This window comes from Rhizobium sp. PEPV16 (assembly GCF_008919455.1).
Classification (GTDB): Bacteria; Pseudomonadota; Alphaproteobacteria; order Rhizobiales; family Rhizobiaceae; genus Rhizobium; species Rhizobium leguminosarum_Q.
This window is the reverse complement of sequence record NZ_VSZV01000220.1, coordinates 1-14,207: the sequence shown is the minus strand read 5'-3', so window position 1 is coordinate 14,207 and position 14,207 is coordinate 1. Positions and strand designations below refer to the sequence as shown.

Annotated in this window: 14 protein-coding genes and 1 pseudogene; 9 read left to right on the top strand and 6 right to left on the bottom strand. The window is 59.2% G+C overall.

Translation table 11 applies throughout. The annotated features are described in order from the left end of the window. The 6 genes and pseudogenes from FY112_RS07135 to FY112_RS07110 form a co-directional block, all read left to right on the top strand. A pseudogene (locus tag FY112_RS07135) lies at window positions 1–109 on the top strand (glycerol-3-phosphate transporter permease); the annotation flags it as partial. A gap of 12 nt (window positions 110–121) precedes the next feature. Continuing rightward, window positions 122–970 (top strand): sn-glycerol-3-phosphate ABC transporter permease UgpE, encoded by an 849-nt coding sequence (gene ugpE, locus FY112_RS07130; protein ID WP_151518061.1) that lies wholly within the window; start codon window positions 122–124, stop codon window positions 968–970. A gap of 1 nt (window position 971) precedes the next feature. Continuing rightward, entirely contained in the window at window positions 972–2,018 is a 1,047-nt protein-coding gene (locus tag FY112_RS07125; RefSeq protein WP_094088172.1) for a sn-glycerol-3-phosphate import ATP-binding protein UgpC, read from the top strand. 55 nt (window positions 2,019–2,073) lie between these two features. Beyond that, a complete protein-coding gene (locus FY112_RS07120; protein WP_094088171.1) occupies window positions 2,074–2,823 on the top strand; it encodes a glycerophosphoryl diester phosphodiesterase in 750 nt (249 codons plus the stop codon). A gap of 9 nt (window positions 2,824–2,832) precedes the next feature. Next, window positions 2,833–3,618, top strand: a complete 786-nt coding sequence (locus FY112_RS07115) for a DeoR/GlpR family DNA-binding transcription regulator (RefSeq protein WP_094088170.1) — start codon at window positions 2,833–2,835, stop codon at window positions 3,616–3,618. Further along, complete coding sequence (locus FY112_RS07110) at window positions 3,615–4,460, top strand: HAD-IIB family hydrolase (protein WP_094088169.1); 846 nt, start codon at window positions 3,615–3,617, stop codon at window positions 4,458–4,460. Before FY112_RS07115 ends, FY112_RS07110 begins: the two co-directional genes overlap by 4 nt. Here FY112_RS07110 and FY112_RS07105 read toward each other — a convergent pair. The 3 genes from FY112_RS07105 to FY112_RS07095 form a co-directional block, all read right to left on the bottom strand. Then, the gene (locus FY112_RS07105; protein ID WP_094088362.1) at window positions 4,418–5,263 is read right to left on the bottom strand and encodes a carbohydrate ABC transporter permease; all 846 of its coding nucleotides are present in this window, start codon (window positions 5,261–5,263) and stop codon (window positions 4,418–4,420) included. The genes FY112_RS07110 and FY112_RS07105 overlap by 43 nt on opposite strands. A 5-nt stretch (window positions 5,264–5,268) precedes the next feature. Then, entirely contained in the window at window positions 5,269–6,207 is a 939-nt protein-coding gene (locus FY112_RS07100; RefSeq protein WP_094088168.1) for a sugar ABC transporter permease, read from the bottom strand. 88 nt (window positions 6,208–6,295) lie between these two features. Next, on the bottom strand, window positions 6,296–7,543 hold the full coding sequence (locus FY112_RS07095; protein WP_094088167.1) for a sugar ABC transporter substrate-binding protein: 1,248 nt from the start codon (window positions 7,541–7,543) through the stop codon (window positions 6,296–6,298). 577 nt (window positions 7,544–8,120) lie between these two features. Here FY112_RS07095 and FY112_RS07085 point away from each other — a divergent pair. Beyond that, the gene (locus FY112_RS07085) at window positions 8,121–9,155 is read left to right on the top strand and encodes a LacI family DNA-binding transcriptional regulator (protein ID WP_151518060.1); all 1,035 of its coding nucleotides are present in this window, start codon (window positions 8,121–8,123) and stop codon (window positions 9,153–9,155) included. Between the two features lie 20 nt (window positions 9,156–9,175). Here the strand turns inward: FY112_RS07085 and FY112_RS07080 are convergent, their stop codons facing one another. Then, window positions 9,176–10,111, bottom strand: a complete 936-nt coding sequence (locus tag FY112_RS07080; protein ID WP_131620147.1) for an alpha/beta hydrolase — start codon at window positions 10,109–10,111, stop codon at window positions 9,176–9,178. Beyond that, the gene (locus FY112_RS07075; protein ID WP_131620146.1) at window positions 10,108–11,256 is read right to left on the bottom strand and encodes a Gfo/Idh/MocA family oxidoreductase; all 1,149 of its coding nucleotides are present in this window, start codon (window positions 11,254–11,256) and stop codon (window positions 10,108–10,110) included. Before FY112_RS07075 ends, FY112_RS07080 begins: the two co-directional genes overlap by 4 nt. 193 nt (window positions 11,257–11,449) lie before the next feature. On the opposite strand from FY112_RS07075, the gene FY112_RS07070 reads away from it, so the two are divergent. Next, complete coding sequence (locus tag FY112_RS07070) at window positions 11,450–12,268, top strand: sugar phosphate isomerase/epimerase (protein ID WP_131620145.1); 819 nt, start codon at window positions 11,450–11,452, stop codon at window positions 12,266–12,268. A gap of 92 nt (window positions 12,269–12,360) precedes the next feature. On the opposite strand, the gene FY112_RS07065 is transcribed toward FY112_RS07070, so the two are convergent. Next, a complete protein-coding gene (locus tag FY112_RS07065) occupies window positions 12,361–13,122 on the bottom strand; it encodes a DeoR/GlpR family DNA-binding transcription regulator (protein ID WP_003550157.1) in 762 nt (253 codons plus the stop codon). Window positions 13,123–13,367: 245 nt separating this feature from the next. On the opposite strand from FY112_RS07065, the gene FY112_RS07060 reads away from it, so the two are divergent. Further along, the gene (locus tag FY112_RS07060; protein WP_094088162.1) at window positions 13,368–14,168 is read left to right on the top strand and encodes a class I fructose-bisphosphate aldolase; all 801 of its coding nucleotides are present in this window, start codon (window positions 13,368–13,370) and stop codon (window positions 14,166–14,168) included. The last annotated feature ends 39 nt before the right edge of the window (window positions 14,169–14,207 follow it).

The window sequence follows — 14,207 nt, the reverse complement described above, 5'->3', positions numbered from 1 at the left end:
CGGACTGAATTTGGGCTCGTCGGCGGCGCAGTCGGTCATTCTCATGGTGATGGTCATCGCTCTGACCGCGGTCCAATTCCGCTTCATCGAACGCCGCGTGCAATATTGAGGAATCCCGAGGATGGTTGAAAATCGCCCTTTCCTGAATTTCCTGGCGCACCTTGTCCTCATCATCGGCGTCACCATCGTCGTATTTCCGGTCTACGTGGCGTTCATCGCATCGAGCCACGGCCCAAACGACTTCCTGTCAGGCGTCGTGCCGCTGACACCGGGAAGCCATATCATCGAGAACTATTCGACGATGCTGTCATCGGGAATGACAAGCTCCGGGGCGCCGCCGATCGGGCCGATGATGATCAACTCGCTGATCATGGCGGTTGGCGTCGCCGTCGGGAAGATCGCTATTTCGATCCTTTCGGCCTTCGCCATCGTCTATTTCCGGTTTCCGTTCCGGACCTTGGCATTCTGGATGATCTTCATCACGCTGATGCTGCCGGTGGAGGTGCGCATCGTGCCGACCTATAAAGTCGTCGCCGACCTTGGAATGCTGAACAATTACGGCGGCCTCATCATTCCGCTGATCGCGTCGGCAACCGCAACCTTCCTGTTTCGCCAGTTCTTTCTGACAGTCCCTGACGAACTCATGGAGGCTGCCCGTGTCGATGGGGCGGGGCCGATGAAGTTCTTCCGCGATATCCTGCTGCCGCTGTCGATCACCAACATCGCCGCGTTGTTCATCATCCTGTTTGTGCTCGGCTGGAACCAGTATCTGTGGCCGCTCATCATAACGACCGACCAGAGCTTCTATACCGTCGTAATGGGAATCCAGCGCATGGCAGCGGTTGCCGATGCCGAGCCGCGCTGGAACCTTGTGATGGCAGCCGCCATTCTGGCTGCCCTACCACCCGTCCTCGTCATCGTCGCCATGCAACGCCTTTTCGTCAAAGGCCTGGTCGAAACGGAGAAGTGAAATGGCAACGATCAACATCATCGACGTCAAGAAGAATTATGGTGCCGTTCCGGCGGTCAAGGGTATCAACCTGTCTGTTGCAGACGGCGAACTCATCGTCCTCGTCGGCCCCTCCGGCTGTGGCAAATCAACCCTGCTTCGTATGATTGCGGGGCTGGAAACTATCAGCGAGGGTCATGTCGAGATTGCCGGCCGCAATGTCAACAAGGCAGAACCGGCCGACCGCGATATCGCCATGGTCTTTCAAAATTACGCGCTTTATCCGCATATGACCGTACGCGGAAATCTCGAATATGGTTTGAAAAATCGCGGTACCGAACGGGCGGAAATTAACCGCCGCGTGGCGGAGGCGGCCGAGATCCTCGAGATCGGGCCGATGTTGGATCGTAAACCTCGCGAACTCTCCGGCGGGCAGCGCCAACGTGTTGCGATGGGGCGCGCCATCGTTCGTGAGCCGGCCGCCTTCCTTTTCGATGAGCCTTTGTCCAATCTCGATGCCAAATTGCGGGTGCAGATGCGTGTTGAAATACGCCGGCTGCAACGGCGCCTGAAGACCACCAGCATCTACGTCACACATGACCAGCTTGAAGCGATGACGCTGGCAGACCGGCTGGTCGTGATGAATGGAGGACTTGTCGAACAGGTCGGCACGCCCGTGGCGGTCTACGATCGCCCGGCGAGCCTGTTTGTTGCCAGCTTCATCGGCTCGCCGCCTATGAATCTCGTGCCGATCGACGTCCTCAGGGCAGCCGACAGCGCAAATGCCCTGGCATTGCCCGCCGGCACCGACATGGTCGGCCTTCGCCCGGACGCTTTGCTTGTCACCAAACCGGTAGAGCCTTCCGTTCGTCTCAATGCAACGGTCGAATTGCTCGAGCCAATCGGGGGAGAAAGCCATCTGCATGTGCGATTGGGAGGGAGTCAGCAGACGGTCGTCCTGACCGTACCGGGTCGTCCGGATTTTGCCGAGAATGCGAATATCGACGTCTTCGCACGTGTCGGCGCGATGCATCCTTTCAACAGCGATACCGGAAAACGCACAGATTGACTCCGATTTATTATTTCTCCATCCCACCGCAGACGACGACGAAAGAGATGAGACGATGACGACCGTAGAGCCGCGATCCGGCCCGAGACGCAGTGAGGTGCAGGCGCATCGGGGCGCCTCTGCCATTGCGCCCGAGAATACCATTGCCGCTTTCCGGGCGGCCGCCGAACAAGGCGCGGAGTGGGTCGAACTCGATGTTGCACTTCTTGCAGACGGTACTCCGGTCGTCATCCACGACGTGTCCATCGATCGCTGTTCGTCGTCGAAGGGAAATCTTGCCGACCTCACCGCGTCGGATCTCGACGCCATCGACGCCGGCTCGTGGTTCAGCCCGAAATTCAAAGGCGAACCACTGCCGACGCTGGCCCGCGTTGTTTCGGCGCTGGGCGAACTCGGCCTCAACGCCAATGTCGAGATCAAGCAGCATGCCCATCACAAGTCACTCGGCCAGCTGGTCAAAGTCGTTGATCAACACCTGAAGGCGCGGGCAGAGCATACCAAGATCATGATCTCGAGCTTTGATGCCGCTGCGCTGAAGGGAATGCACGAGATCGATCAAAGCTACGAACTCGCCATGCTGTGGAGCAAGTTGCCTGCGGATTGGCTGGATGTCCTTCGGTTGATTCCCGCAAAGACCATCCATCTCGACTACAAGGTTCTGAGTATCGGGTTTCTCGAAGAGGCTGTTCGTCGTGGCATCAAGATACGGGCTTGGACCTGCAACGATCCCGGGCGGCTCGCATCGTTTTGGGATGTGGGTTTGACCGGTGTGATAACAGACGACCCCAGTCTCTACCTCAGGTAAGGAGCGGCGATGGGGCAGCGGATCATATCGAGCCGGCAACGTGAGATCCTCGCGCTGATCGAGACGGAAGGTGTTCAGTACATCGAGGAACTGGCACGTCGATACGATCTGACGACGCAGACGATCCGGCGCGATATCAATGCATTATGCGATCTCGGGCACGCGCGCCGCTTTCACGGCGGCGTCGATCTGCCGGTCGAAGGCAGCAACATCTCGCTCAATGCTCGCGCCCAGCTCAATCGGCGCGCCAAGCGGCTTATCGCCAAGCGTGTCGCTTCCGATATAGGTGCAGACGCGACAGTGTTTCTCGGGATCGGCAGTACGGTTCGCTTCGTTGCCGAGGCGCTGCGTGATCATCAGGGCCTGACGGTGATCACCAACAACATCCACGTCGCCTTGAGCCTGTGCGACGCGCCGAGCGTCGAGGTCCATTTGACGGGCGGTCTTTTGCGTCACGATGACCGCGACGTGGTCGGAACGGATGTGATCAGGTTCGTCGAAAAATTCTATGCGACTTACGCAATCGTCGGCGCAGGCGCGTTGAGCCCGCTTAACGGACTGATGGACTTCAGCTACAGCGAAGCCCAGATCACCAATGCCCTGCTGGAGAATTCACAAACGCAGATCCTGGCCGCGGACGTCAGCAAGTGGACGCGCAACGCTTCCGTGCGTGTGGCGCCATTCAGCAAACTCACCCGTTTCTACACCGATCGGCTGCCTGGCGAAGCGGCCGCCGCCAATGCTCTCGCCGAGAGCGGCTTGGACGTGGTCACATGCAGCGAGGATATGACATGAGCTATGTAGACCTAGCGCCATCAGTTCGTGAGTTGCAGGATGTGCGCTATCTGTTCACCGACATCGACGATACGCTGACCACCGAAGGCAAGTTACTGCCGCAAACCTACGAAGCTCTCTGGGATCTCAGCCGGGCGGGCATTGCCATCGTGCCGGTCACGGGCGGCTCCGCCGGATGGTGCGAACATATCGTTCGTGCCTGGCCGGTAGCCGCGGTCATCGGCGAAAGTGGCGCATATTGTGTCACCCGTCAGGACGGCGCAGTCGTCTTCGACTATTGGGAGGACGCCACCCTGCAGGCTGAACGCCAGGGCCAGCATCTCCAGGCAATCAAAGAGCTGCTCTCTCAGGGGAGCAAGACCTTCAGAATTGCCCACGATCAGGTCTTCCGGCTGGCGGACGTCGCGATCGATATCCAGGGTCACGACCGGCGTGAGGTCGAGGACCTCGCGTCCAGTATAAGCGCCATTGGCGGAACGGTTGCGATCAGCTCCATTCACATCAACACGTGGATCGGGGATTACAACAAGCGGTCGATGAGCGAACGCGTTCTAACCGAGATATTCGGTATCGACTCGGCTGAAACTCCCGCCGTTACCGCCTTTGTCGGCGACTCTCGAAACGATGCGCCAATGTTCGGCTTTATCCGCAACTCCTTCGGGGTCAACAACATCATCCCGGTGCTTTCACAATTGCAATACGCGCCGAAATGGGTCTCTTCGCAGCCCGCCGGGCTTGGCTTTGCCGATATTGCCCAAACCATCTTGGACGCGGCTGGCGCAGGTTCTGAGACGTCTCGTCAGCTTTTGACTGAGCCGGCGGTCATGCCTGCCAGGAAGTAGCGTTGAGCAACCAGGTAAAGGACCAGAAGGGGAAGGGAACCGAGCACGCTCATCGCCATCATCTCGTTCCATTCGAAGGCGTGCTGGCCCATCAGAAGCTGGATGCCGATCGGCACGGTTCTGAGGTCCATCGACTTTGTCAGCGTCAGCGCAAAGAGGAATTCGTTCCAGGCCAGCAGGAAGGTGTAGACCGCGGTGGCGACGATCCCGGGGATGGAAACGGGAACGATTACGCGCCAAAGCGCCGTCCAGCTTGAACCGCCGTCCACCAAGACGGCCTCGTCCAGCTCTTTCGGCAGGGTGTTGAGATAGCCTGTCATCAGCAGGATGGCATAAGGCAGCGTGAAGACCATGTAGGTGAGGATCAGCGCCAGATAAGTATCGAAGATCCTGAAGGCGACCACCATTCCGAAATAGGGGATGAGAAGGGTGATCGGCGGAACGGTCTGGGTGCTGATGATGAAGATGTTCAAGGTGTTCTTGAACCGGAACTGATAGCGGCTGAAGCCGTAGGCGGTTACGATCGCGACGACCAGGGTCAGGCCGGTGACGACGCCGGCGACGAAGTAGCTGTTGATGAAGAACCGCACTTTCACTGGATCGTTGAAGATCGTCAGATAGGCGGCCACGGTAAAATCATCCGGCAACAGCCGCGGCGGAAGGGCGAAGATTTCCGTATTCGACTTCAGCGAACTGAAAAACATCCACACGATCGGAAAGGCCGAAAAGACAAGGCCGATCGCCAGGCCGAGATAGGTCAGGATGGTCGGCAATACCGAGCTCTTGAAGGAACGCTTTGCCATGGCGATCACCTGCGCTGCTGGTGTTTGATGTAGAAGTAGGTGACGCTCATCGAGATGATGAGGATGATCATCGCGCTCGCCGAAGCCAGCGAGAATTCGTACTGGGAGAAGGCGAGCTTGTAGGTGAAGGTGGAGAGCACTTCCGTCGAATAGATCGGGCCGCCGCCCGTCGTCATCCATACGAGTGGAAAAACCTGCATCGTCCAGATGAAATCGAGGAGCGCGATGCTGATGATGATCGGCATCAGCTGCGGAATGGTGATGTACCAGAATTTTTGGATTTCGTTGGCGCCATCGATACCGGCTGCCTCGTAGAGCTCCTTCGAAATGCCCTGGAGGCCGGCGAGCAGGCTGACCATGTAGAGCGGATAACCTGCCCAGATATTTGCAAAGGTCAAAGCGTGGATGGCGGTGCGCGTCGAGGAGAACCACTCGACCTTGAAGTTGATGATATGGAGCGCCATCAGCACGCTGTTGACGACGCCGTTCGGGTCGAGCAGCAGGCGCCAGATGATGGCGATGATGACCGCCGTGAACAGCCAGGGCAGGATGAAGAGCACGCGCAGGATGCTGCGAATGAGCGGATCGACGCGGTTGGTGTTCAACAGCAGCGCGAAGGCCAGTCCGATGATGAAGTGAAAGATGACGCTCATGATCGTGAAATAAAGCGTCTGCACGACCGACTGCCAGAAGACCGGATTCTCGAAGATCGTGATATAATTCTGGACGCCCGCGAAGGCAGCGTCCTTTTTCATGATGGCGCCGTCCATCAGTGAATATTTGAAGACCATCACCATGGGAAACAGCATCAGCAGGACAAGCAGCAGGGTCGCCGGCGAAACGTAGAAATACGGCACCAGCTTCCTCAAGGTGCTGTAACGAAGCCATCCTTTTCTTCGCGCTTTGGCTTGCGCGGCGACCAGAGCCGTAGCCGAATGATTCATGAGCTGTGACTTTCTATTCTGCCGAAATTTGACGACTTGCACCGGCAGCGCCTGGTTGCGCTGCCGGTGATCCGTGAAAGCGACGTGTTTAGAACTTCGCCAGCCAAGCCTTCTCGGTATTGGCAGCTGCCTCCTTGGCTGACTGCCCGCCGTCGAACATCTTCTGAACTTCGACGTTCATGTCGCGCATCAGCTCTTCGGCAACCGGAAGGCCGACGAATTCGTTCGCGGGATAACCGCTCTGGAAGATTTTGAAGGCTTCCGCGAAAATCGGGTCCGAGGCCACGAAGTCCGGCTTGGCATGGACGTTGCCGGGGAAGGCATTGGCAATCGAGACGAGACGGCCGTTGACGTCAGGGCTCATCAGGTATTCGACGAGCTTCCAGGCTTCTTCCTTGTGCTGGCTGCCCTCGCTGATGCCGATGCCCCAGGAGGCATAGGGCATGCCGCGCTTGCCGGTGTAGCCGTCAGTGGCCGGCAAGGCGGAGATGCCGAAATTGAGCTTCGGATTACGCTCGCGGATGAGGTTCACATGGGCGAGGGAATCCACCATCATTCCGACGCGGCCATTGACGAATTCCTCGACCTTGTCCTGTTCCTTCTTGGCAAAAATGCCGGGAGAAATAACGCCTTCCTTGTTGAGGGAAGCGATGTAGTCGAGCGTGCCGACGACGGCTTCATTTTCGAGGTCAGGCTTGCCGTCCTTCAGCATCGAGGCGCCGGAGGCCCAGACCCAGGACATGACGTCGTTCTGGATTCCGCTCGGAGACTGCAGCGATAGCGGCAGGACCCAGCCGTACTGGTTCTTCGAGGCGTCGGTCATTTTCTTCGCGGCTTCGGCAAATTCCGTGCGCGTGGCCGGCAGCTTGTCGACGCCGGCGGCCTTGGCGATATCCAGGTTGACGAAGACGGGGTAGACGAAGGATGCCAGCGGGAACATCACGCTCTTGCCATCGATCTTGACGATGTCGGTGATCTGGCTCTTGTCGTATTTCGCCTTCTCCATCAGTTCGTCCATGGAGGCGATTGCGCCCTGCTTGGAGAGCCCGTTTACCCAGGCACCATCGAGGCCCACCACGTCGCTCAGCGTTCCGGAGGCTGCGCCGACGACGATCTGGTCACGCGTTGTGGCATAGGGACCGCTGACCAGCGTCACCTTGATGCCTGGGTTTTTGGCTTCGAAATCGTTCATGATGCCGCGCAGAGCGCCCGACGGCATTTCGGGTTCCCACCATTGAATGAACTCGATGGTGGTGTCGGCAAACGCCGATGTGGCGCAGAGCGCCCATACCGCCACGGCAGCCCGCATCGTCACGCCGAATTTTCTGATATTCATTTGTGCCTCCCAAAGATTGTCAGTTAATCGATCCTCCTCAAGATCGTAGGCAAAGTAGGTTCCCTGACGCCCCTGTCTGTCAATGAAGAACTGCGATCAGGAAAAGCTGGGAGGCTGGCATTCACGGCGCGTGATGCGTTAAATCATTGATAAAAAATCATAAAATTGATTGACATCATCAGTGTTTTTCTGCAGCATTTGTATTGCTTGTGACGCATTTTTTCTTTACTTTCGTAAACAAATGAAAGTTTACCCAACAAAATGAAAAGCGTGGCACCCGGCTTCTTCATTGCAAATTTTCGAATTTTGGGTGCCGAAACAAGCGCCTTTTGCAACCACGCGGCGCAGGCTGCACAAGTCGCAAATGGAGGGAATATTTCGATTTTCGAAAGGGAGGGCAGAGCCTGCACAAAAAGTGACGGATCACGCCGGTTTATGCGTGGATTTTCGACGATTCCGGAAAACGAAGCTGACCTGTACAAATTGCCGAATGCGTGATTTGGCGCGTCGGCTGATCCACCGTTGAGTGCGAAATCGTTCCCGATCAGTTGTCGTCTTCCCGCCAATAAGGAATTGAATGGCCAAGAAAAGTTATAAATCGATGGACGACTTCGCGAGCGCCTCCGGCGTATCGCGTCCGACCTTGTCGAAATATTTCGATGATCCCTCGCAGATCAAGGAGGTGACCCGCAAGCGTATCGAGGCGGCTCTCAAGAAGTCGCATTTCGAGCCGAACCTTTTCGCGCGGCATCTCAATCGCAAGCGGACCAGGAATATCGGGATTCTGGTCCCGACCATGTCGGATCCCTTTTATGTGCAGGTCGTGTCGCTGATCGAGCTGGAGTTGCGCGAAAAGGGATTCTGGCCTGTCCAGATTTCTTCGCATACGCGGCCGGAGCTGGAGGCGGAGGCCGTTCGGACCTTGCTCTCGCTGAAGGTCGCGGGTGCGATCGTGGCGCCGCTCGGAGCCGGTTCGCGCCGTTCAGCGCTGGAAAGGCTGAGGGATGCCATCCCCGTCGTCTGCTTCGACAATCCTGCCGACGCTGACCTTCCTTATGTCGGCAACGACAACGCGCAAAGCATGGCAGCCATTGTGCAATATCTCTGCCGGTCCGGTGAGCCGCCGATATTCCTGGAAATTCCGCATATGACCGAAAATGCCGGCGAGCGGCAGGCGGGCTACCGCGCGACCATGGCGAGGGAAGGGCATTCCCCGCTCGTTATCGATTGCGACGCGCCGCCTTCCTGGGAATTCGAGCGTCTCGGATACGAGCAGATGCAGAGATTTCTTGCAAAGGGCGGTCTTCCGGGCAAAACGCTGCTATGCGCCAACGACCGCTTTGCTTTCGGCGCGATGGCAGCCGCATTCGCGTCGGGACTGAAAATCGGCCGGAACGACGCTTGCGACGTGCGCATCGCCGGGCACGACGACCACCCGCTAAGCCGATATACCTGTCCGTCGTTGACGACGATGGCCCAGAACGCGCCGGAGATCGCCGCGAAGTCCGTGGAGCTTTTGCTCGCGCATATCGAGAGCGAGGATGATGGAACGACCCCTGTGACGAACAAGGTAATCCTCGAGGCAACGCTTGTTATGCGCGAGTCGGCTTGAGGCCTGCACGAGCTTCCGCGTTAACGGGCAAGCGCTGTGTCCATAGCGCGCCATCCCGTTGCGATGGCTTCGAGGGCCTCTTGCCCCTCCGGAATGGCCCGTCTCTTCGATACGAAGCCATGGATCTGCCCGGGCCAGATCCGGGTCGTTGCCTTCGCCTCGGCGCTGAGCCGCTCGGCATAAGCGGCCCCTTCGTCGAACAACACGTCGTGTCCGGCAAGGATCACCATGGCCGGCGCCACGCCCGCCAGCGACGCTACGTTAAGCGGCGAGGCTCGCCAGTCCGACCGGCTCGCGGCGTCCGGCAGGTAGTGGTCTCGGAACCATTTCATCGCGGCTGCCGTCAGGCCGAAACCCTCTTCGTAACGTGAGTAGCTGTCGCTCGTCTGCAACTGGTCGGTCACCGGATAGATCAGCACCTGTCCGATGACAGGCGGCACCTGTCCGTCCCGCGCCAGCAGGGCGACGACGGCGGCCAGATTGCCGCCGGCGCTATCGCCGGCGACGACGACCCGCAAGGGATCGATGCCGAGCGCATCAGCCTGCTCCGTCATCCAGACGAGTGCGGCGGCGCAGTCGTCAATGGCAGCAGGAAAGGGATGTTCCGGGGCCAGGCGATAGTCGGGCGAAACCACGACGGCGCCTGCCATATTGGCAAGCGTTCGGCAGATATCCTCATGGGTTTCCGGCGCGCCGATCACAAAGCCGCCGCCATGGAGATAAAGCAAGGCCGGCGCGCCCTGGCGCGGTGCAGCGCGGCCGCGCCATATCTTCAACCTGATTGCGCCTGCATGCCTTTCCAGGATCTCCACCACGTCTTCGAGCGGCCGTTGAATGGCTGCGAAACTATCCAGATATTGCTGCCGCGCCAGCGCCGGCGTGCAACTCTCGACCGGCGTTTCCGGATCGCCCGGCCATGCAAGCGCGCGTTTGGCGGATTCATCCAGTTGTGTCATTTGAGCAAACTCCTCGCTTCGTCTTCCCGCAATTCCCTCGGCTGCGCGACGGTACCCGAAATGGTCTGCGCGATACCGGTTTCGCCGGCACGCAGAATCGCTTCCATGACTTCGAGCACGTGCAGTGCCAGATCGCCCGAAGCGCGGGGCTTACGGCCTTCGATGATTGCGCGTGCGAGATCGGCAAGACCAAGCATGCGATAGTTGGCACGATCAGGCGCTGCGATCGGCCAGTTGACCGCACCGAAGAGTTCGCCTGATGTATCCGTTTCCTGCCAGGGCGTGCCGCGGCTGGAGAGCGCGACGGAGCCGCCGAAATTGTCGGGGTCGGGCAGGCGCAGCGAGCCTTCGGTTCCGTGGAGTTCGATGGGGTGGTTGGAATGGCGGAATACGTCCCAGGAGGTGCCGAAGGTGACTGTCGCACCGCACTCGAATTCCAGCAGCGACAGCACGCTGGTCGGCGTGCCGACCTTGAACGTCGTGCCCTGCTTCGGTCCCTCCGCCGTGATGAGCCGCTCTTCCTGCCCGCTTGTGGCGACGGCCTGCACACGACGGATCGGCCCCATCAGATTGACCATCATCGTCAGATAATAAGGCCCCATATCCATGAGCGGGCCTGCGCCGGCCTGGTAATAAAAGCTGGGATCCGGATGCCAGTGCTCCATGCCACGCCCCATCATGAAGGCTGTCCCGGTCACCGGCTTGCCGATGGCGCCGGCTTCCATCTGCCGCCGGGCATGGCGTCCGGCCGCGCCGAGGAACGTGTCTGGCGCCGAGCCGAGCATGAGGCCCTTCGCGGCTGCGGCATCCACCAAGCGGCGTCCTTCGGCGGCCGTGACGCCGAGCGGCTTCTCCGTGAAGACATGCTTGCCTGCCGACAGAGCCCGCATCGAAACGTCAAAATGCGCAGCCGGGATCGTCAGGTTGAGGATGAGGTCGATGGTCCTGTCGTCAATGAGGCTATCGACATCAGCTGCGCGCAAATTGAAGTCCGCCGCGCGACGCTTGGCGGCGTCGGCGTTGAGATCTGCACAGGCGGTGATTTCGACGCCGCAAAACAGCGGCGCGTTGCGCATATAGGCGAGCGAAATATTGCCGCATCCCACAACGCCGATCCTGAGTTTCATACTATTGGTCTGTGCCATCTAAGAACCTGATTTTGCCGTTGCGGGTGCGAAGGGTTGAGGGGCGTTACATTTAATCGCAAGGAATAAAATATATTGACGCACGGTAACATTTGACCTTACGTAATGGCAAGACGCTGGTGTCGCAATCCCCGCTGAAGAAGCCGCCGGCTCCGGTATCGGCTGTCATCAACGAATAGGTCAGGACCGCGATATGAAAAATGCTGAGCTGCAGATCGGCTGCCAAACATTCACCTGGGAGATGCTGGGTACCGGTTGGAGCGGCGGTCCGGACGATCTGGTGCGCGCCATTGCCGACGGCGGATATGCCGGTATCGAAATCACCGACACGATGATCGGTCACTACGCGCTCAAGCCCGCCGACTTTGCCCGCACCCTGACGGATGCCGGTCTGGCGCTGGTTTCCTTTGCCTTCGGCTCCGCCAGTGGCTTCACGGTGGCGGAAAAGATTGCCTCCGATTTCGACACGGCGCGGCGATGGGTCGATTTTGCGGCGAACTTTCCCGATACGATGGTCTCGATGGGGTCGGCAACGGTCGTTTCGGATGGCCCGCGCGATGAGAAGTTCGCCATTGCGGCCGAGTGCTACAATCGTGCGACTGAGATCGGACAGTCGGCTGGCGTTACCGTTGCCGTTCATCCTTCCTCGCACCACAACACGCTGCTCTTCACGAGGGACGACTATGATCGCCTGTTTGCTCTCTTGGATCCAGGAGTGGGATGGGTGCCGGATACCGGCCATATCCTGCGTGGCGGCCAGCAGATCGACGATACGCTGGCGGTCTACCGGGACCGTATCCGCTACGTGCATCTGAAGGACGTCGATGCCGGCGGGGTCTGGGCGATGCTCGGCGAAGGCGTCTGCGACGTGCCTGCCGTGATTTCGGCCGTTCAGGATGCGCCGAACTTTATCGGCTGGATCGTGGTGGAAGAAGAATCGAACCATGCCGGAACCGATCCTGCAGCCGCCGTTCGCGCGAACCGCGAAACGCTCCGACGTCTGGGCTTCTAGCCCATCTTGTTTTCCCCGGCGTCGGCCGAAGCCATCGGTCGGCGCCGACGCTCCTCCCGGATCTCTTCTGAAATGGACAGGTGGACTGCAGGTCACGCGTAGCGAACCTCCACGCCCAGCTTGTCCAGCCGGTGGCGAATGCTGTGCGGCATGTTGCTGTCGGTGATGATCAGGTCGACGCGCGACAGCGAGAAGGCTTTGGAGGAGGCGCCGATGTCAAATTTGCTCGAATCCGCCACAAGGACGACACGCCGGGCCATGCGAACCAGATTGCGCTTGGTCCGCGCCACGTCCTCGGAAACATCGACGACATCGAAGGCCTGATCGATCGCGTGGGCGCCGACAAAAGCCTGGTGGGCGACGAGGCCGCCGACCGCCTTGTCGGAATCCTGTACGATCGTGCTCACGGTGCTCGGAAACACGCGGCCGCCGATCATGTGCACGTCGAGCCCTGGCCGGTACATCAGATGCTGGGCGATGTTCATTGCCGTTGTCGCAACCACGACGTTGTTGACCGGGGGCATCTGCATGGCCACCTGCAGCAGCGTCGAACCGCTGTCGAAGACGATCGACTGGTTATCGATGATCTGTCGCGCAGCCATCTGGGCAATGCGTCGCTTCGCATCGAAATTACGCTGCATGCGTTCCTCGAAGGCCGCTGCCGGCGAGTCGGACGGCAGGGCGATTGCCCCGCCATGTGTTTTGATCAGCTGCTTCTTGGCGTCCATGATTTCGAGATCGGAGCGGATCGTCACTTCCGAGACCTCGAAAAATTCCGCGAGCTGGCGGGTGCGTGCCTGCCCGACCCGTTGAAGTTCCAGCATGATCTGCTGCCGCCTCTGCTCTGCAAGCATATGTGATCCCGACTGCTGTTATTTTGCGACACTGCGACTTGTGAAAAACGAAAGCTCGCTGCCCTATCATACGACTCTTGCTACAAAAATAGCCGCATGATGACGAAAATGCACGTCAAAAATTCATCATCCATGTAAAAACGAAAGAAATCGAAATATTGAATATTTGTTTGTTTTCGAGTTAGGGTTTCCTCAGCATCGGCGCCGGCAATCGCAAAGCCCGCAATCAAAAAGGAAGTATCGCCATGGGTCTCGGAACCAAAGTCCGCCTCGCACGCCTGTTCTCCAACCCATCGGGTCATCTGTTCGGAGGCGCCGTCGATCATTTTGTCGGTTATGGCAATGTGCGTGAGGGCGGGCTTGCCGACCTGCCGGGTGCGCTCAGACGCGTCATGGCGGGAGGCCCCGACTACATCAGCATACAGCCTGGCGCGGCGCGCCACCTGTGGTCGGAATATGCCGGAAAGGCAGCGCTCGTCATTCAGGGTGGTTGCTTCACCGCCGACGATCGCATTCGTCAGCTCATTGCGACCCCGGAAGATGCTGTGCGTTATGGCGCGGACGCTCTGGCTGTCGCCATTCCCGTGCGCGGCGCCACCGAAGGGGAGTATATCCGCTGGCTCACCGATACGGTCAACGCCGCCGCCCGCTTCGAAATGCCGGTCGTCGCCCATGTCTATCCCCGCGATTTCTCCGACGGCGGCAAGATCGTGTTCACCCCGGATGAAATCGCTTACGCGGTGCGCATCGGCTTCGAGACCGGCGTCGACGTGATCAAGGTCGGCTACACCGGCGATTTCGAGTCCTTCCGCGAGACCGTTGCGACCTGCCCGATTCCTGTCGTGATCGCCGGCGGCCCGAAGACCGATACGCTGCTCGGAGCGCTCGTCCAGACGTCGGAAGCATTGCGCGCTGGAGCTAAAGGCGCGGTCGTCGGCCGCAACCTTTGGGGACACGGCGATACGACCATGGCCGCACGCGCCTTCAAATTCGTCATTCATAAGGGCATGACGCCGGAGGATGCGCTGGCGGCGGCCGGTGCTTGAGACGTGTCGCGCCCTTTCCAGGTTCTGGGCTTCGGCGCC

Coding starts and splice junctions, on each gene's coding strand:
- FY112_RS07095 (WP_094088167.1), bottom strand. CDS start 7,543: ATGAATATCAGAAAATTCGGCGTGACGATGCGGGCTGCCGTGGCGGTA.
- FY112_RS07125 (WP_094088172.1), top strand. CDS start 972: ATGGCAACGATCAACATCATCGACGTCAAGAAGAATTATGGTGCCGTT.
- FY112_RS07075 (WP_131620146.1), bottom strand. CDS start 11,256: ATGGCACAGACCAATAGTATGAAACTCAGGATCGGCGTTGTGGGATGC.
- FY112_RS07085 (WP_151518060.1), top strand. CDS start 8,121: ATGGCCAAGAAAAGTTATAAATCGATGGACGACTTCGCGAGCGCCTCC.
- FY112_RS07065 (WP_003550157.1), bottom strand. CDS start 13,122: ATGCTTGCAGAGCAGAGGCGGCAGCAGATCATGCTGGAACTTCAACGG.
- FY112_RS07110 (WP_094088169.1), top strand. CDS start 3,615: ATGAGCTATGTAGACCTAGCGCCATCAGTTCGTGAGTTGCAGGATGTG.
- ugpE (WP_151518061.1), top strand. CDS start 122: ATGGTTGAAAATCGCCCTTTCCTGAATTTCCTGGCGCACCTTGTCCTC.
- FY112_RS07115 (WP_094088170.1), top strand. CDS start 2,833: ATGGGGCAGCGGATCATATCGAGCCGGCAACGTGAGATCCTCGCGCTG.
- FY112_RS07105 (WP_094088362.1), bottom strand. CDS start 5,263: ATGGCAAAGCGTTCCTTCAAGAGCTCGGTATTGCCGACCATCCTGACC.
- FY112_RS07060 (WP_094088162.1), top strand. CDS start 13,368: ATGGGTCTCGGAACCAAAGTCCGCCTCGCACGCCTGTTCTCCAACCCA.
- FY112_RS07070 (WP_131620145.1), top strand. CDS start 11,450: ATGAAAAATGCTGAGCTGCAGATCGGCTGCCAAACATTCACCTGGGAG.
- FY112_RS07080 (WP_131620147.1), bottom strand. CDS start 10,111: ATGACACAACTGGATGAATCCGCCAAACGCGCGCTTGCATGGCCGGGC.
- FY112_RS07120 (WP_094088171.1), top strand. CDS start 2,074: ATGACGACCGTAGAGCCGCGATCCGGCCCGAGACGCAGTGAGGTGCAG.
- FY112_RS07100 (WP_094088168.1), bottom strand. CDS start 6,207: ATGAATCATTCGGCTACGGCTCTGGTCGCCGCGCAAGCCAAAGCGCGA.